Here is a 17,920-nt window from a genome sequence, read left to right on the forward strand (position 1 = left end):
TGTTTTTTCATGGGAATTTGGGTGGAACCACGGGTAAAAACACTCGTCCCTTCGTTTAGGGACGAGTGTTTTTTTTGTACAAAAAATAAAAAAGGAGTGGAAAAAATGATTCAGATAGTATTAGCAGATGGAAATAAGAAGGAATTCCCAAAAGGGAGCACAGTAGCAGAAATTGCGGAGTCGATTAGTGTTAGTTTAAAGAAAAAAGCAGTGGGTGCAAAGATAAATGACGAAAGGATCGTGGATATGAGTCATCGCATAGAGGAAGATGTACATTTGTCTATTTTAACAATAGATTCAGATGAAGGTGTATCTATTATGCGTCATTCCAGCGCCCACGTAATGGCGCAAGCGATAAAACAATTGTATCCGAATGTACAATTAGCAATTGGACCAGTTGTAGAGGACGGCTTTTATTATGATATAAAGCTTGACCATAGCTTAACTGTTAATGATTTAGAAGCTATTGAAAAAGAGATGAACAAAATTATCAAAGAAAATCTGTCTTTTATCCGAAAAGAGGTTTCATACGAGGAAGCAAAGGCACTTTTTCAAGCAAAGGACGAGAAATTTAAACTGGAGCTTTTAGATGGAGTACCAAAGTCAGAGCCAATCTCCCTTTACCAGCAAGGAGAGTTTATTGATTTATGTCGTGGAACTCATCTTCCGTCAACTGGATTTATTAAGGCATTTAAATTAATGCGTGTGTCGGGAGCTTATTGGAGAGGAGATAGTGAAAAAGAAGTATTGCAGCGAGTCTATGGGGTAGCATTTTCTAGCAAACAGGAATTAGGAGAATACTTGGAGATGCTAGAGGAAGCTGCGAAAAGGGATCATCGTAAATTAGGAAAGCAATTGGAGCTATTCATGTTTTCGGAAGAAGCGCCTGGCATGCCGTTTTATTTACCGAAAGGACAAATTATTCGCAATGAATTAGAGCAATTTTCAAGAGAGCTTCAAGGTGAGGCAGATTATGAAGAGGTAAGGACTCCACTGATGATGAATGAACGAATGTGGAAACAATCAGGGCATTGGGATCATTATCATGAAAATATGTATTTTTCTGAAGTGGATGAACAAAAGTTTGCTCTAAAGCCGATGAATTGCCCGGGACATATGCTTATTTTCAAAAATAGTCTTTACTCTTATCGGGATTTACCAATTCGATTATCCGAATTTGGTCAGGTTCATCGCCATGAATATAGTGGTGCATTGAACGGAATGCTCCGTGTTCGGACATTTTGCCAGGATGATGCTCATCTATTTGTAAGGGAGGACCAAATAGAAGCGGAAATAAAAAGCATCTTTCAATTGATTGACAAGGTATATCGTACATTTGGATTTGAATATTCGGTTGAACTCTCGACTAGACCAGAAGATTCCTTGGAAGGAGATGCCATCTGGGAGATAGCAGAAGGAGCTTTAAGAAATGTTCTGGAGCATCTAGAAATCAATTATGTTCTAAATGAAGGTGATGGAGCATTTTACGGTCCGAAAATTGATTTCCATATCAAGGATGCATTAAAAAGAAGCCATCAATGTGCAACTATTCAGCTTGATTTTCAAATGCCAAAACTCTTTAACTTAGCTTATATAAATGAGAACAATGAAAAAGTATGTCCGGTAGTCATCCACCGTGCAATATATGGGTCGATTGATCGTTTCTTTGGCATACTGATTGAACATTTTGGAGGAGCCTTCCCTGTTTGGCTTGCGCCTACACAGGTTCAAATTATTCCGGTATCAAGTGTTCACCTGGATTATTGCTTAGAAGTTCAATCAGCTTTAAGAGAAGTAGGGGTTAGAGTGAAGATAGAGGAAAGCAACGAGAAATTAGGGTATAAAATCCGCGCAGCACAAATGCAAAAAATCCCTTACTTGCTAGTCCTTGGTGATAAAGAGAAGGAGCAGAATAAAGTAAATGTAAGAAAGTATGGTGAAGAAGTTTCAGAAGCTCTTTCTTTGAAAGCATTCAAACAAATGATTGGTGAGCAAATAAAAGAAAGAAGTCTATAAAAAAATGGGGGATTCAATATATGTATATTGAATCCCTAAAATTATTTCGAGTTAATGACTTCGATTATATTGATATTTCTTCCATTGGTAGCGGATAAAGCAGCCGATGCAAAATCCAAGTATCGCAACAATGGAAGCAAGCCCAACCATTATCGAGAAGATATAGCCAAGAATAGTCCATTTAAAGAAAAAGGAAATGGAAGCAATCGCTAAACAAACTACAGCAATTATCTGGTTAAACTGCTGTTGGTTCCAGTCCTCCTGACGGTAATCCTTTTTCGGCCTTTTGAGAAATAAACTTGCTAGTTTCATAATTGGATTCCATTGAAACAATAATCCACATAGCCCTGCTACAAGAGGAATAAGCATAATCCAATATTGCTGTAAGAATAAGCTAAGTAAAACGGAAAGGAAAATAATCCATTGATTGGTACGCACTAATGGTTGTGGAATTGTTTTTATCAGATCAGTCATAAAAACCAACCTTTCTTATGAGAATTATGTATATTATACTCTCTAATAAGAAATTTGTTAAGAATAATGAAAACTTATAAAGAGAAGAATCATTACAAGTTTTTATTATTCTTCTCTTCTTCTAAAAAACTCCATAGTCTATACAGCTGAAGAACTGTTTTTTCCGGGTCATTTATTAAATGGTCATAAAGGGTAGGGTATTTCTGTAATTGAGTAAGGAGTGCAGCTTCTTCTATCGTAATCTCATTTTTCGTCGTGTGATAGGTAGCTCTTGTTTCTTTTGTCTCCGAGCGGCCGAGGAGATAATCAGTGCTTACTTCAAAATAATCCGCAAGTTTTTGTAATGTGTCTGTATCAGGTTTTCGATTACCCGTTTCATATCCTGAGATAGATACCTTGGTCACGTTCATTGCATCCCCAAGCGTTTGTTGAGAAATTTTTGCAGACTTACGTAAATATCTCAATCTTTCTGGAAAATTCATCTGAACCAGCTCCTAATTTCGATACCTCTATTATAAGTTAACAAATAGCTAACAGTAAATAATGAATATTTGTTAACAAATACGGAATTTTATATTGAAGTAAACTACTTGTTTACGTATAATTTTAATAAAGGAAAAAAAGATGATTGGAAGATGGGGTGTAAAAATGCATCGGAATAAACTGCGTATCATAAGAAAGCAATATGGCTATACCTATCAAATGATGGCTGATAAGCTAGGCATTACAAAGTCTTATTATTGGCAGATTGAGAATGGCAAACGAGGATTATCTTATGAACAAGCAGTACAGATATCCAGTATTTTTTCAAAAACGCCAGATGAAATTTTCCTTCCAGATTATATAAAATAATAATTCCTGTGGATGACCGACCCAAAGGATACAAACAAAAGGATAGAAAGCCTTATGTTAAATTTCGGTCTTAGGTTGGATAGGTTGATTTTCTTCTCGTACTATGTAAGAGTAAAGAGACTAACGAGAGAGGAAGATCAGATTGGAAAAAAGAAAAGTTGGTTTTATCGGGTGCGGAAAAATGGCCCAAGCAATGGTAAATGGCATGCTTCAATCTTCTTTTTCACAGAGAGAAGATATATTGGCAAGTACAAAGTCAGCAGAAAGCGCAGAAATTGTTAAGGAAGCTTTTCAGATTGAAACTATCTTAGATAATAAACAAGTAGCTAGATTTGCTGATGTCTTAATTATTGCAGTGAAGCCACATCTATATGGAGAGGTTTTACAAGAAATCAGCTCATATGTGAAGGAAGAAACAATCATTGTTACAGTTGCTGCTGGAATTGATATGGCATACATAGAATCTCAGATGTCCGAAAAAATAAAGGTGATTCGCTCGATGCCAAATACTCCATCTCTAGTAGGAGAAGGGATGACCGTATTTTGTGCAAATGCTAGGATTAACGAGGAAGAGATTGCTTTTATCAAAGCAATGTTTTCATCATTTGGACAAGTGGAAATGGTAGACGAAAGTTTAATGGATTACATTCCGGCCATTAGCGGTTCATCGCCAGCATATGTATATATGTTTATTGAAGCATTGGCAGATGGTGGCGTTCGAAGCGGAATACCAAGGGATAAAGCGTATAAATTGGCTGCTCAATCTGTTTTAGGAGCAGCGAAGATGGTTTTAGAAACAGGCAAGCATCCTGGTGTATTAAAAGATGAGGTATGCACACCTGGTGGAGCAACGATAGAAGCAATAACAACGTTAGAACAAAATCAGTTTAGAGGCACGATTTTAGCGGCGATGGAAAGTTGTGACCGCAAAAATAGTAAAATGCAAAATCGAAATGAAAAAGATTCATTTTAGTGGGAAAGTTTTTCTACCCAATTAGGGATTCTTTTTATATAATGAGAATAGTTTTCGTTGAATAAGAAGAAAGTCCTAGTCATTCTAGGCATTAATAATTATTTAACAAAATTATCTAGTTTATGAATCAGGCCAGTCTCTTGGTCTGTTTTTTTGTGCTAAATCTTTATATTTTTTAAAATGAATCATCGTAAAAGCAAATTAATTATTTTTTTATGTTGGAGAAAAATAGCAAAATGATTTTTAAAATAGAGACCGTTCTATAAAGGGGAGGGGAAAATGTGTGGATAAATATAAAGCAATATTTATTACAAGGATAACGCACCAGTTAAAAATTTTATTAAACAAAAAAGAGACTGAAATCATAAAAAATAAAGAAGTGTATGCCTTATTAAATTCCATTCAAGGTACTTCAGATACTTTGGATTTGGACTTATTATTTCATTTAGTTTCAAGTTTAATGAAAAAAATAGAACCACGAAAGGTAGATTGGACCCAATCTGAACTAAAAGCCTTTTTAAGTGAGTTGCTGGATATATGCGAAGAATATGAGCATTTTCATGAAGAAATTAATCGAATCCCAGATTTTAGAGATACAGAGGTTCCGCTTATACAATTAATTGATGATGATATTTCCTTATTAATTTTTTTAAAGGAAATGATGGAGAATAAAGGTTGGATGGTAATAGCTAATTCAAATGCAGAACATGCGATTGAACAATTTTATAGCATGCAGCCAGATTGTATCATTATTGATATTAATCTTCCTAATAAAACAGGGTTAGATGTTCTTGAGGATATTCAAAAGCACACAAAACACTCCTTTGTTCCAAAAATCATTTGCAGTATAGATAACTCAAGAGAAAAAAGAATTGCTGCATATAAAAAGGGAGCAGATGATTATTTTGAAAAGCCCCTTGATATGGAAGAATTTTTGATTCGAATAGAGAGGCATATTGAAAGAAAGAAGATATTTGATCAGTCTGTCTTAATTGATGAATTAACGGAAGTATATAATCGGAAATTTTTAAAGGATTCATATAATCGCTTTATTAGTGATGTTATCCGAACAAAAATGTCAGGAACTATTGCAATAATTGATATTGATCATTTTAAAAAAGTAAATGATGTGCATGGACATGTAGTAGGTGACAAAATCCTGAAGGAATTTGCGAAATTTTTAAAAAATAATATCAGAAGTACCGATACTCTATTTCGGTATGGTGGAGAAGAATTCGTTATCTTTTTTCAACGAGCGATAGAATCTGATGTAGCAGATGTTTTAAATAGAATGCTGAAGCGCTACTCTGAAATGTTTTTTGAAGCGGATGGGGAGCGATTGTCTCTTACTTTTTCTGCGGGAGTATATGAAATTGATTCAGGGGATGTTCCTCTAAAAAAGGCGCTAGAGATAGTAGATGAGGCACTATATTTAGCGAAGGAAAATGGACGTGCGTGCATCAAAAGTGCTAATAAGATGAAGGAAACACCAAATAAAAAGCTGTTGAATATTTCTATTGTTGATGATGATTTGCTTAGTCGTTCTATCCTAAAAAATATTTTAGATTCAATTGAAATAGATAACCTTGCTATCAATATAACCGAATATGAAGATGGAATTCAATTTTTGGAATCAAATCGTTTGCAAGAGAATGGCATGCATTTCCTTATTTTAGATGGAATTATGCCAGTGATGGATGGTCTAGAACTTTTGCAAATTGTTAAAAAGACTGCTTATCAGCATAATGCTCATATTCTCATGTTAACTGGTAGAAAGAGTGAACATGATATTGCAGAAGCATTAAGGCTAGGGGCAGATGATTATGTAACCAAACCATTCAGCATGAAAGAGCTACAAGCTAGAATTATAAGGTTAATAACGAGGATGATTTAATTTGGAACAAGAGATAAAGATTTTACAAATTGTTAGTATCATTCTAGTTGTCCTTTTAGTATGTTTATTAGTCTATTTAATTATAAGGAAAACGGTAGAAAATAGACAAATTAAACGGATAATCAATAGGAAAAAGGAGCTGCTAGGACCAATTTTTGAGCATCTTAGGGATGGTAAGGGCGTACCTAAGAATTTAATGCAAACACAAATAGATAAACATGCATTAGAACAAGTGCTCACTGATTTCTCTGAAAGAATTGAAGGAGAACAGGAGGAGCAGCGACTTCATGAACTAGCTGTTTTCTATTTGAGAGATAGCTATGTGAAAGAAATGAAGGCGAGGAATTGGAGTAAACGTATGAATGTCCTTTATAAAATTGAGGATTTTGATATGTGTGAAATGGAAAGGTATGTCATTAACCGTTTACAAAATAGGAATTGTACAAGAGATGAAAAAATCCAGATTTATCGTATTTTAGCAGCTTTTCAATATGAAAAAATTTGGTCGCTAATTAATGCAGATATGGAGCTTTCAGAGAAAAATTACCGTAGTATATTGCTCCGATTAAAGTCAGAGATGTTTGAAGAGTTTATTCGGCCTTTTTATTATTGTAGAGAGGATTTGCAATTAGCTATTTTAGATGCAATAAGTATGAATAAGAAAGTAGAGTATCTCGTATTTTTGGAATCTGTATTTGAGAAATACGATGGAGAGATAAAATTAAGAGCTTTGAAGGCTATTTCTTCGATTGGTTATGTGAGAAATATAGAAGATTATCTTTTTTTAGCCAAGTCGAAAGTATGGGAGAAGCGAATGATGATAGCCAAACTATTAGGCTCTAGTGAAGATAAATATATTCCTTTATTAATAATACTTCTACACGATTCGTCTTGGTGGGTTCGATCTCAGGCAGCAGAATCCATTATGCGCTTTAAAAAAGGGAGATTTATTTTATTAGAAATTGAAAAGCACTCCAAAGATAAATTTGCACAGGATATGGCCAGGGAATGGTTAAATAAAGGAGTGAATTAGATGGTATATCATTGGTGGTCAACTGCCGTTCAAATCTTTGCTTCGTTTATTTCTATTTATATGGTGATCATTATTTTGTTTTATTCCATTATTCTTATTATTTCCATGCTTCAATTGCGGAAAGAGTATAAATTGAATCGGGAGGAAATCTTTGATGATGTTTCAAATGAATGGTATACCAAACCAGTATCGATTATTGTGCCGGCATATAATGAGGAGGCTGGAATCATACCAAGTGTACGCTCCCTATTAAGTGTTAATTATCCTCAATTTGAAATTATTGTTGTTAATGATGGATCGAAGGACCAGACGTTGAAAAAGATGATTGAGCAGTATGAAATGGTTAAAATAGAAAAGGTTATTAGGAAGCAGATAGCAACTAAGTCTGTGAAAGGTATTTATCAATCTAAATTGTTACCGAAATTATTTTTGATTGATAAAGAAAATGGAGGAAAAGCAGATGCTTTAAATGTGGGATTGAATTTCTCTCATTATCCTTATATCTGTTCCTTAGATGGTGATTCGGTGTTAGAGAGAGATGCTTTCTTAAAGGTGATGAAGCCTATTATGGATAGCAATGAAGAGGTTATCGCATCTAGTGGAAGTATCCGTATTGCAAATGGATGTACGATCAAGAATGGACAAGTACTGAATATAGGATTGTCTCATAACCCTCTTGTTATCTTACAAATAATAGAATATTTGCGAGCATTTCTCATGGGGAGAATTGGTTTAAGCAGACATAATTTATTATTAATTATTTCAGGCGCTTTTGGTGTCTTTTCGAAAAACTGGGTTATGAAAGCAGGAGGGTATCAAACAAATACGGTTGGAGAGGACATGGAGCTTGTTATTCGACTCCATCGATTAATTAAGGAATCAAAAGAAAGAAAGAAAATCGTTTATGTTCCTGATCCAGTTTGTTGGACAGAGGTACCAGAAGAAATGAAGTTTTTAAGAAGACAACGAAGAAGATGGCAACGAGGTCTATTTGAAAGTCTCTGGAGCCATCGAAAGTTAATGTTAAATCCCAAATACGGCAATATTGGCTTAATCTCTTTTCCTTATTTTTGGATTATTGAATTTCTGGGACCTATTGTAGAATTATTGGGATACATATATACCATTATTGCCTTATTTTTTGGAGGAATCTATTTAGAATTTGCTATCTTAATTTTTTTACTATCCTGTATTTATGGATCGATTTTTTCAATGGCTGCCGTGTTATTAGAAGAATGGAGCTTGCGGAAATATCCGAACGTTTCTCATATTATTTATTTATTCTTCTTTTCGCTAACAGAAACGCTTTGGTATCGTCCATTAACGGTTTTTTGGCGATGTGAGGGGATATGGCAATTAATTAGCGGAGACAAAAGTTGGGGAGACATGAAGCGTAAAGGAGTATCCAAATGAAATCGAATAAAACGATTGTTTTCTTTTTACTCATTATCCTTTTTATAGGAATTATAACAAGTCCTTTTTGGATTTGGAAATTAAAGAATACTAAGGAATTAAATGTACTAATTATGGATAAAACCGTTCCTGATTCGTCCTATCGTGAGCATGAAGGGCTAGTATGGGTCTTAAACAATCAAAAGTTTGTAAAAAGCACAGATGATTCCTATATAAAGCAAAAGGATTATGTTGGGTTTAAACCAGATGCAAATAAAAATATCCGGGTGACAAACTTACCAAAGGATTTATCAAAATATGATGTAATCTATCTTACCGACCAATATGGTGTTTATGAAGAAGAATATTATGGAACGAATAGTCTTGGAAAGAGATCAGAACAAATTTATGGTGGACTAGAATTAGAAGACATCACCAAAGTGGAGGATGCGTTATTTGAGCATCAGAATAAAACGCTGATTGCTGAATTTAACACTTTTGCTAGTCCAACTAGTGATGAAGCACGTGAAAAAATTACGAATCTACTACATGTTTCATGGAGTGGTTGGATAGGAAGGTATTTTTCTGATATGGATAGTACCGAAGTTCCTATCTGGGTTAAAGAGAATTATGAGAGTATTTATAAAGAGAAATGGACATTCAAAGGGTTTGGAATGGTGTTAATTAACAAAGATGATCATGTAGTTGTATTATCAGGAGATGAGCTTGTTCGTGGGAAGGTACAATTTTCCACTACGGATAGAGGCGAGAAGATATTTGATGAGTCCATCACTTCAGAATATGGCTATTGGTTTGATATTGTGGAAGCGAAGGAAACGAATGATGTTCTAGCTTCCTATACACTTCCAGTAAGTAAAAAAGGAAAAGCAATCTTAAATGAATATAGTTTGCCTAGTCAGTTTCCAGCGATTATTCAAAATAGTAATCAACAATATACATCTTATTATTTTGCCGGTGATTATGCAGATGAAGCAGAAGTGCCTGCAATTTATGAAACAGTAGGGTTTGATTATTGGAAAAGATATGTTACATACCGTAATTCGTTTTATTGGAATAGTTATGTACCTATTATGAAACATATTTTAAATGATGGGTTACATGTTGATAATAAGGAAAAGTCTATGGTAGAAACTACTACTATAAATAATATAGAAGTGAATACGAAAACGGATGATACGTATGTCCAAGTATTAAAGGATAATAAATGGACGAATTTTCTTGTTAAAGGCGTTAATATGGGAATCTCTAAGCCTGGAGCTTTTCCCGGAGAGACTGCAATAACAAAGGATGAATATTTACGATGGTTTAAAGATATTGGTGCCATGCATGCAAATACAATTAGGGTTTATACATTGCATCCACCCGAATTTTATCAAGCATTGTATGAATATAATCAATTGGCAGAAGAACCTTTATATCTCTTTCATGGTGCATGGATAAATGAAGAACTACTTATCGAGAAACAGAATGCATATGCAAAAGAAGTGCAGAATGATTTTAATCGGGAATTGACGAATATGATTGATATTATTCATGGAAATGCTTCGATACCAGAAAGCCCTGGACATGCCTCAGGTGAATATACGTATGATGTATCTAAATATGTATTAGGGTTTATGCTTGGGATTGAGTGGGATCCAGAAGTTGTGAAGAATACGAATGAACAAAATAAAGAAGTAACTAACTATAACGGAACGTACTTTAAAACAAACGATGCTTCTCCTTTTGAGAGCTGGCTTGCTTTAAAGATGGATGAAACTGCAAAATATGAGGCAGATAAATATGGTTGGCAACATACAATGAGCTTTACTAATTGGGTCACAACTGATTTGCTTGAACATCCTTATGAACCAGATTCACAAGAAGATATGTCTGTAGTGGATCCAAATCATATTGACGCAACACAGAACTTTCAGGCGGGGTTAATGGCTTCTTATCATGTATATCCGTATTACCCGGATTTCTTAAATTATGAGCCAAAGTACCAAAGCTATATTAATAACGAAGGAAAGCAAAGTAATTATGGCGCGTATTTAGAGGATTTAAGAGAGGCACATGATATGCCGGTATTAATTGCTGAATTTGGTGTACCATCTTCTAGAGGAAAAACCCATGATAATATTAATGGGATGAATCAAGGAGCTCTTACCGAACAGGAACAAGGAACATTTGATAAAGAAATGTTTCAAATGATTGTAGACGAAGATTATGCTGGTGGATTAGTTTTTACATGGCAAGATGAATGGTTTAAGCGAACGTGGAATACGATGGAATACGATAATCCTGATAGAAGACCATTTTGGTCCAATCTTCAAACAAATGAGCAGCATTTTGGGTTATTGAGTTTTGATCCAGGTAAATACGAGCCGTCCATTTATATAGATGGCAATCTAAAGGATTGGGAGAAGTTACAAGTTCCGCCGTTATATTCAGCTATATCTGGTGACAGTGGAATGCAATCTATCTATGTAAATAGTGACGAACAACAATTAAATATACGAATTGACTATGATCAGCCGATAGATTTACAAAAAGATACTACTTATCTCCTTCTTAATACGATAGAGAATCAGGGACAAAAAACGATACCACTAAAAAACCAAGCGGTTACAACAGATTTTGGTGTAGACTTTTTGATCAAAATTGCCAATGAGGAAAATTCAGAAATAGTAGTAGACAGTTATTATGATTCTTTCCATTATCAATATGGATCTATCTTACATATGGTGAAGGAAGAATCTTATGCAAATAAAAAGAATAATGGAGTTTTTCATCCTATACGCTTAACCTTAAATAAGGAATTAAAGATTCCAGGAGCTACCATTCCATTTCATTCTTATGTGACAGGACAACTTCTTTTTGGAAATGGAAATCCAACTAGTAAAGATTATAATAGCTTAACGGATATCAGTGTAAGTGAAGATAGAAAAACAGTTGAAATTCGTATACCTTGGGCATTATTGAATATAAAAGACCCTAGTCAGAAAGAAGCTATGGCCGACTTCTGGAAAAAAGGTTTAGAGGGTAGCGAGTATATCAAAGGGATTCAAATAGCTGCTGTATTGGAAAAAGAGAATGAATTAGTTTCTTCCTTACCAGCGATTTCAAAAGATGATGCGATATCATCTGATTCTTCTAAATGGTATACATGGGACGAATGGGAGGAACCAGTTTATCATGAACGTTTAAAAGCCTCTTATTATATTTTGCAGGATGCTTTTTCAGCAATAAATTGATTGGAACGGATTTACTAAAACATTAGATGGGTATTAAAGTTTATTTAAGTAAGAATATATTTAGGCAAGTTTGTTGCTTTGAAGTGCTTTTTAAGTCTTCTATTTCATATTTGGTGATTATTTCTTACGATAGGTCAGAGGGAAATGCAAAAGGAGAGGCATATATATGCTTCTCCTTTTGCATTTCCCTTTATTTGTCTAGCCTGAAATCCTTTTTCTCGATAATAGAGTCGTAAAAATACCTACACAGAAAATGGTCATAAAGGAAGCGGCAAGAGTAGGGATCCCAACAATCTTATAACCACATAATAAAACAACACCGTCTATTAGAAAGATAATGATTCCGACCTGAATGGATAGAATATTTGATAGAACTTGGGCAAGAAGATCTGTTCCCCCAGTGCTTGTCTCAAAACGAAGCATAAGCCCAATTCCTGCCCCAATAACTACACCTCCAAGAATAGCGCTTAATAAATAGTTCAGTGAAAATGCTTCTCGTAAAAAAGAAAGCATATCAATGGATAAAGAAGAAATTAGAAATCCCATAATTCCATAGAAAAAGTATTTCTTATTATAAAACCAAACGAGTATATATAAGGGAATACTTAAAAGAATCATCGAAAAACCTGTTGGAATCTCGTAGTGGTAATGAAGGATAAGTCCGATTCCGATAATGCCTCCATCTAGCAGATGATGAGGCACTAAAAACCCATTAACCCCAATGCCTATTAGTAAGCTTCCGACAAAAATGGCAGCGATTTTTTCCATCAACAGTCATCATCCTAACTTTACCTTGTCCATTTAATTAATACCTATGTGAAAAAGAACAAAAATAGAAGAGTTTAGGAGGAAGGGAGAAAAATAATTTAATAAGAGAGTCTACTCTTCTGAAGAATAGTTTGAATAGACAGAAAAATAGGTTGTCAGATAGGAAGAATAGCAATAAACTTAAATATAAAAGAAAAACCAGGGGATGAAGGCATGTACAATCAATTGGCATCTTTAAAGATGGAACAACAGGTTGAATTTTTAACCAAACGACTTATTCAAATGGAAAGCTATAATGGAACTGCTGGAGAACTAGATAAAGCTAACTATTTATTGGAGATAATCGGTTCCTTTCCTTATTTTCAAGCCCATCCTGATCACGTTTGGAAACAGACTTTGGATGGAGATAAACGGATAAATGTATGGGCTTTTTTGCAGGGGAATACGAATAAAAAGGAAACGGTAATTTACCATGCCCATGTAGATACTGTAGGAATAGAAGATTATGGAAACCTAAAGGGGATTGCTCATGATCCAGATAAGCTAATGGAATTTTTTCAAAGCTATGAAGGCGATGAGGAGGCAAGAAATGATGCGTTAAGGGGAGATTGGATGTTTGGTAGAGGTTCTCTAGATATGCAAAGTGGAATAAGCATTCATCTAGTGAATCTTCTCTATTACATGCATCATCGAGAAAAGTTAGAAGGAAATATTCTAATCTTATTTAATGTGGATGAGGAGAACCAACATGTTGGCATAAGAGGGGCTTTAAATGAACTCGTACGCCTTCAACAAGATAGAGGATTAACCTATAAAGCTGCTATTAATAATGATTTTATTTCCCCGTTATATAATGGAGATGAAGCGAAATATGTATATTGTGGGGGAGCAGGAAAGCTATTGCCATGTTTTTCTATTATAGGAAGAGAAGCACATGTGGGCGAAAGTCTGCTTGGGATAGATCCAACATTGATTGCTTCAGAGATTAATAGAAGCATCAATCAAAATTTTTCTCTCGCCGAAAAGCTGGATAATGAATTAGTACTTCCACCTAGTTGTTTATTTATGAAAGAAAATAAGCAAAGCTATGATGTCCAAACGCCTGTTAGTATCAGAATGTATTTTAACTATTTTATTTATAAAAAAACACCAAGTGATGTATTAGCTTCTTTAAAAAAGATTGCCCAAGCTGCGTGTACAAAGATAGAGAACGAATTAGCAGCTAACTATTTGGCATTTCGTAAAGCGAATATGCTTCCGGAACGATCGATAAATTGGAAAACAGATGTTATGACTATGCAAGAATATATGGACTATTTAACAGCGAGTGGAAAAGAACCAGAAAAGCTATTGAATAGCTTACTAGCAAGGTTGCCGGAAGATTTAGATGATCGATTAAAAGCATTTGAACTTGTGGAAGCCTTACAGCAATTAGATCCAGAAAAGAAGCCTCGGGTTATTATCTTTTTTGCTACACCATTTTTACCATCTAATACTTTACAAGAGGATGATAAATCCGTTTATTTAAAAGAAGCACTGCAAGAAGTATTACAAGAGGCGGAGGAGGAATATAAGGAGGCATTTCCGTTAAGAGGGTATTTCCCTTATTTATGTGATGGAAGCTTCTTAGCATTTCATGGGGATCAAGCTGAAATTGAAGCAGTTGAGGCAAATTTTCCTGGAATGAACGCGTTATTTCCGCTTGATCTTGAAAAAATGAGTAGTTTAAATATTCCTGCTCTAAATATTGGTGTCTATGGGAAAGGGGGGCATAAATGGACGGAAAGAGTATATAAACCCTATACTTTTCAAACATTGCCATTGCTTATAAGAAAGGTTACAGAGCGATTGCTCTCGCTATAAAATAAAAAACATCTTTACGCGATTTGGTAAAGATGTTTTTTATTTCGTCTATTTAAAAAAAGAAATGAAGAATGTAGTAACAAATTGCAGCGATACTAGCTGAAATTGGTAGGGTAATTACCCAAGTTATAAGCATTCTTTGCGCTGTTCCCCATTTAACTCCTTTTAAGCGATGAGATGAACCAACACCAAGGATTGAAGAAGAAATAACGTGGGTTGTACTTACTGGCAAGTGGATTAAAGTTGATCCGAAAATGATCATTGCACCTGTTAAATCAGCTGCAACGCCATTTACTGGACGGATTTTCATAATATTTCCACCAACTGTTTTAATAATTCTCCATCCTCCAACAGATGTTCCAAGTCCCATTGCAGTTGCGCAAGCAAATTGTACCCAAAATGGAACTTCATCAGTTGTAGCATAATTATTAGCTAATAATGCCATTGTAATAATCCCCATTGCTTTTTGAGCATCATTTGTACCATGTGTATAAGACTGCAATGCTGCTGTGAAAATTTGAAAATAACGGAAACGTCTATTTGTTTTTGTTAAGTTTAAATCTCTAAAGAAAAATTTAAAGATAGAATAAACGATATATCCAACGATAAATGCAATAATTGGTGAAAGAATCAATGCTTCAATAATCTTAATAAATCCAGTGTAATTAAGGGATGAAAATCCTGAAGAAGCAATAGCAGCTCCAGCGATTGATCCGATAATTGCATGGGAAGAACTACTTGGTATTCCAAAATACCAAGTAACTAAATTCCAGATAATAGCAGCAATTAATGCGGCAAGGATAACGAGTGAACCGTTAGTTAACTCAAATGGATTTACAATCCCTTTTGTAATTGTTTTCGCAACACCAGTAAATGTCATAGCACCAATAAAGTTCATACACGCTGCCATAATAATGGCATGCTTCGGTTTTAATGCCTTTGTTGACACTGCAGTTGCAATTGAATTGGCTGTATCATGAAAGCCGTTGATGAAATCAAATGCTAATGCAAAGACAACGATTAATATAGTAAGTATTAATAATGTATTCATTGGAAAAAGGCTCCTTATGCGTTCTTCATAATAATACTTTCAAGTGTGTTTGCAACACTTTGACAGTAGTCGGCAATATCCTCAAGATTTTCGTATACTTCTTTATATTGGATAATGCGAATAGGATCTTTTTCTACGGAGAATAAGTTTTTAATAGATTGTCGTAAAATACCATCGCATTTTGATTCATGGTCTTTAATTCTAATAGCGTATTCTCTAATTTTAGGTAATTTTTTTGTTGTAAGTAGATCCACAGCTTTGTCAATTTCGACTGCGCAATTTTTGATTTCTTCCACAAAGCGAAGCATATATTCATCTGCACTAATAATATTGTACATTTCAAATAGTGCTGCAGTATGCTCTAGACCATCTAATACATCATCCATACTCATTGTAAGAGCAAGAATGTCTTCTCTTTCAATCGGTGTAATAAAGGCTTTATTTAATTCAGTGATTACTTCATGAACATATGTATCACCTTTTGTTTCGATTTCTTTCATTGTTTCAGAAAAAGTTTTTAAATCGCTAACATTTGTCAATTTATAGTCAGCAAAAAAGTCTGCTCCTTCTTTCAGATTTGAAGCGATATTTTTTAACATAACAGCAAACTTATCTTGTTTTTTAAAAACCATTGCGGTTACCTCCATTAATATATAACAAATTATGACTAAGCCTTACATATTGTATAGGAAAGTTGTCGAATAGCCTAGTATTTTTAAACGAAATTTACAAAATCTTAATATTTGATTTACAAAACTTTAAAAATAAACACATTACTTTTTTACAAAATTTGCATTCGCTTAATATTTTTCCTCCTTTGAGAGGGCTAATTGCTTGTTTTTTGCCCCTTTATCTACAAAGTGTCCAATTTAATGTTCCAGAATATAGTAATAGCATAATGTCCAAAGAAAGGAGGAAGAACATTGCTAATGGATGACACTATTCTTATTCGAAAAACATTAGAGAAGGAATTAGTGTATGTAAGGGAAACGGAAAAAGATCCCACTAATAGTCCCTATATATTACAATGGTCATTACAGGAACATAAAAGGGCGCTCACAGATAATCCTAATATCTTGCATTTACTTGTTCTTGAAAAAGCATCAAATAAACCAGTTGGTTATGTGCTTATAAATGGCCTTGAAGATGAACATGATAGCATCGAAATAAAAAGAATTGCTTTTTCTGAAAAAGGAAAAGGTTATGGAAGAAAAATGCTACAGTTAATAAAAAAATGGGCTTTTACCGAAAAGAAAGCAAATCGGCTATGGCTGGAGGTAATTGACAAAAATTATCGCGCAATGTCCCTTTATCAAACAGAAGGATTTAAGATAGAGGGTTTACAGCGAGATGCGATAAAAATAAATAATAGCTATCAATCCATATATATAATGTCCATGTTAAGTAGGGAATATAAGTGAATAGCCGAGTATTTAATCAATAAATGGATCTAATAGAAACAAAGAAAGGGTGGAAAAGTGGAGAAAAAAGTAGTTTTAATAACAGGAGCAAACAGTGGATTTGGCCAATTGATGGCATTAGAATTTGCAAAAGCAGATTATACAGTTTTAGCATCGATGAGAGATCGGAATAAAAGGAGACAATTAATCGATACAGCAACAAAAATGGGGGTAATATCTAATATTGAAACCATCTCCTTGGATATTACTTCTACCCAGTCTGTTGAAAACTTAAAAATAAAGTTGCAGGAAGTTGGACAAGTTGATTTGTTAATCAATAATGCTGGCTATGCAGGTGCAGGTTTTTCTGAGGAAATTCCAATCGAAGAATACCAGCTGCAAATGGACACGAATTTTCTTGGGGCGATTCGAGTAACACAATGTGTTCTTCCATTTATGAGGAAACAAGGGAAAGGAATGATTATGAATATAAGTAGTATAAGTGGAGAAATTGGATTTCCTGGCTTATCACCATATGTTTCCTCCAAGTTTGCGTTAGAGGGTTGGAGCGAAGCTTTAAGATTAGAACTAGCTCCTTTTTCTATTCCAGTAATCCTTGTTGAACCTGGTTCTTTTCAAACAAATATTTGGACAACAGGGAAAAAAGTATCCGTAAAATCTACCTTGCCAGAATCTCCTTATTTTTCCTATATGAATCAGTTAAATGCATATTTACAAAAAAATAGAAAAAACGATGGGGATCCAATCGATGTCGCTAAAAAGGTAGTAGCCATTGCTCGAAAAAAGCATCCACGATTACGATATATAGTTGGGAAAGGAACGAAAACAACCATCGTATTAAAGCATATTATGCCATGGAAATGTTGGGAGAAAATCGGCTACTTCCTAATATATTTTTACTTTAAGATAAATAGAACGATTTTCTC

General features: G+C 34.4%; 15 protein-coding genes and 1 other annotated feature (1 of these 16 cut by a window edge). Of the genes, 10 read left to right on the forward strand and 5 right to left on the reverse strand.

The genetic code is table 11. The features are described from left to right. Positions 1 to 54, forward strand: a binding site (T-box leader) (it extends 174 nt beyond the left edge of the window). Positions 55 to 105: 51 nt separating this feature from the next. Further along, complete coding sequence (gene thrS / locus RTL21_RS15935; RefSeq protein WP_396954457.1) at positions 106 to 2,016, forward strand: threonine--tRNA ligase; 1,911 nt, start codon at positions 106 to 108, stop codon at positions 2,014 to 2,016. Positions 2,017 to 2,067: 51 nt separating this feature from the next. On the opposite strand, the gene RTL21_RS15940 is transcribed toward thrS, so the two are convergent. Next, complete coding sequence (locus RTL21_RS15940; RefSeq protein ID WP_312097161.1) at positions 2,068 to 2,490, reverse strand: DUF4395 domain-containing protein; 423 nt, start codon at positions 2,488 to 2,490, stop codon at positions 2,068 to 2,070. 92 nt (positions 2,491 to 2,582) lie between these two features. Next, a complete protein-coding gene (locus tag RTL21_RS15945; RefSeq protein ID WP_312097162.1) occupies positions 2,583 to 2,972 on the reverse strand; it encodes a helix-turn-helix domain-containing protein in 390 nt (129 codons plus the stop codon). 166 nt (positions 2,973 to 3,138) lie between these two features. Between RTL21_RS15945 and RTL21_RS15950 the strand changes: the two genes are divergently transcribed. From RTL21_RS15950 to RTL21_RS15975, 6 genes are all read left to right on the forward strand, one after another. Beyond that, positions 3,139 to 3,342 carry a helix-turn-helix transcriptional regulator gene (locus RTL21_RS15950; RefSeq protein WP_312097164.1) on the forward strand — a complete coding sequence of 68 codons (204 nt, stop codon included), beginning with the start codon at positions 3,139 to 3,141 and terminating at the stop codon, positions 3,340 to 3,342. A 142-nt stretch (positions 3,343 to 3,484) separates the two neighbouring features. After that, positions 3,485 to 4,315 (forward strand): pyrroline-5-carboxylate reductase, encoded by an 831-nt coding sequence (gene proC, locus RTL21_RS15955; RefSeq protein ID WP_312097166.1) that lies wholly within the window; start codon positions 3,485 to 3,487, stop codon positions 4,313 to 4,315. A gap of 283 nt (positions 4,316 to 4,598) precedes the next feature. After that, positions 4,599 to 6,209, forward strand: a complete 1,611-nt coding sequence (locus tag RTL21_RS15960) for a response regulator (RefSeq protein WP_312097168.1) — start codon at positions 4,599 to 4,601, stop codon at positions 6,207 to 6,209. Between the two features lies 1 nt (position 6,210). Beyond that, positions 6,211 to 7,242 carry a HEAT repeat domain-containing protein gene (locus RTL21_RS15965; RefSeq protein ID WP_312097170.1) on the forward strand — a complete coding sequence of 344 codons (1,032 nt, stop codon included), beginning with the start codon at positions 6,211 to 6,213 and terminating at the stop codon, positions 7,240 to 7,242. Then, the gene (locus RTL21_RS15970; protein ID WP_312097172.1) at positions 7,243 to 8,655 is read left to right on the forward strand and encodes a glycosyltransferase family 2 protein; all 1,413 of its coding nucleotides are present in this window, start codon (positions 7,243 to 7,245) and stop codon (positions 8,653 to 8,655) included. Beyond that, positions 8,652 to 11,891: a hypothetical protein gene (locus RTL21_RS15975; RefSeq protein WP_312097174.1), complete on the forward strand. Its 3,240-nt coding sequence runs from the start codon at positions 8,652 to 8,654 to the stop codon at positions 11,889 to 11,891. The genes RTL21_RS15970 and RTL21_RS15975 overlap by 4 nt, the downstream gene beginning before the upstream one ends. Before the next feature lie 198 nt (positions 11,892 to 12,089). Here the strand turns inward: RTL21_RS15975 and RTL21_RS15980 are convergent, their stop codons facing one another. Next, on the reverse strand, positions 12,090 to 12,662 hold the full coding sequence (locus tag RTL21_RS15980) for a YitT family protein (RefSeq protein ID WP_396954458.1): 573 nt from the start codon (positions 12,660 to 12,662) through the stop codon (positions 12,090 to 12,092). A gap of 210 nt (positions 12,663 to 12,872) precedes the next feature. On the opposite strand from RTL21_RS15980, the gene RTL21_RS15985 reads away from it, so the two are divergent. Then, entirely contained in the window at positions 12,873 to 14,522 is a 1,650-nt protein-coding gene (locus tag RTL21_RS15985) for a M20/M25/M40 family metallo-hydrolase (RefSeq protein ID WP_312097178.1), read from the forward strand. 52 nt (positions 14,523 to 14,574) lie between these two features. Here RTL21_RS15985 and RTL21_RS15990 read toward each other — a convergent pair whose 3' ends face one another. Together RTL21_RS15990 and RTL21_RS15995 are read right to left on the reverse strand one after the other, a co-directional pair. Next, entirely contained in the window at positions 14,575 to 15,573 is a 999-nt protein-coding gene (locus tag RTL21_RS15990) for an inorganic phosphate transporter (RefSeq protein ID WP_312097180.1), read from the reverse strand. A gap of 14 nt (positions 15,574 to 15,587) precedes the next feature. Beyond that, the gene (locus tag RTL21_RS15995; RefSeq protein WP_016201885.1) at positions 15,588 to 16,205 is read right to left on the reverse strand and encodes a DUF47 domain-containing protein; all 618 of its coding nucleotides are present in this window, start codon (positions 16,203 to 16,205) and stop codon (positions 15,588 to 15,590) included. 297 nt (positions 16,206 to 16,502) lie between these two features. Between RTL21_RS15995 and RTL21_RS16000 the strand changes: the two genes are divergently transcribed. Further along, a complete protein-coding gene (locus RTL21_RS16000; protein ID WP_312097188.1) occupies positions 16,503 to 16,994 on the forward strand; it encodes a GNAT family N-acetyltransferase in 492 nt (163 codons plus the stop codon). Between the two features lie 57 nt (positions 16,995 to 17,051). Beyond that, the coding region (locus RTL21_RS16005) for an SDR family oxidoreductase (protein WP_312097183.1) at positions 17,052 to 17,920 on the forward strand (869 nt) is incomplete at its 3' end.

The organism is Niallia sp. (assembly GCF_031978665.1).
GTDB lineage: Bacteria > Bacillota > Bacilli > Bacillales > Cytobacillaceae > Niallia.

Bases quoted from the DNA above. Each gene is read 5' to 3' on its own strand.
- RTL21_RS15995 (WP_016201885.1), bottom strand. From the start codon at position 16,205: ATGGTTTTTAAAAAACAAGATAAGTTTGCTGTTATGTTAAAAAATATC.
- RTL21_RS15945 (WP_312097162.1), bottom strand. From the start codon at position 2,972: ATGAATTTTCCAGAAAGATTGAGATATTTACGTAAGTCTGCAAAAATT.
- thrS (WP_396954457.1), top strand. From the start codon at position 106: ATGATTCAGATAGTATTAGCAGATGGAAATAAGAAGGAATTCCCAAAA.
- RTL21_RS15950 (WP_312097164.1), top strand. From the start codon at position 3,139: ATGCATCGGAATAAACTGCGTATCATAAGAAAGCAATATGGCTATACC.
- RTL21_RS15970 (WP_312097172.1), top strand. From the start codon at position 7,243: ATGGTATATCATTGGTGGTCAACTGCCGTTCAAATCTTTGCTTCGTTT.
- RTL21_RS15975 (WP_312097174.1), top strand. From the start codon at position 8,652: ATGAAATCGAATAAAACGATTGTTTTCTTTTTACTCATTATCCTTTTT.
- RTL21_RS16000 (WP_312097188.1), top strand. From the start codon at position 16,503: ATGGATGACACTATTCTTATTCGAAAAACATTAGAGAAGGAATTAGTG.
- RTL21_RS15990 (WP_312097180.1), bottom strand. From the start codon at position 15,573: ATGAATACATTATTAATACTTACTATATTAATCGTTGTCTTTGCATTA.
- RTL21_RS15985 (WP_312097178.1), top strand. From the start codon at position 12,873: ATGTACAATCAATTGGCATCTTTAAAGATGGAACAACAGGTTGAATTT.
- RTL21_RS15940 (WP_312097161.1), bottom strand. From the start codon at position 2,490: ATGACTGATCTGATAAAAACAATTCCACAACCATTAGTGCGTACCAAT.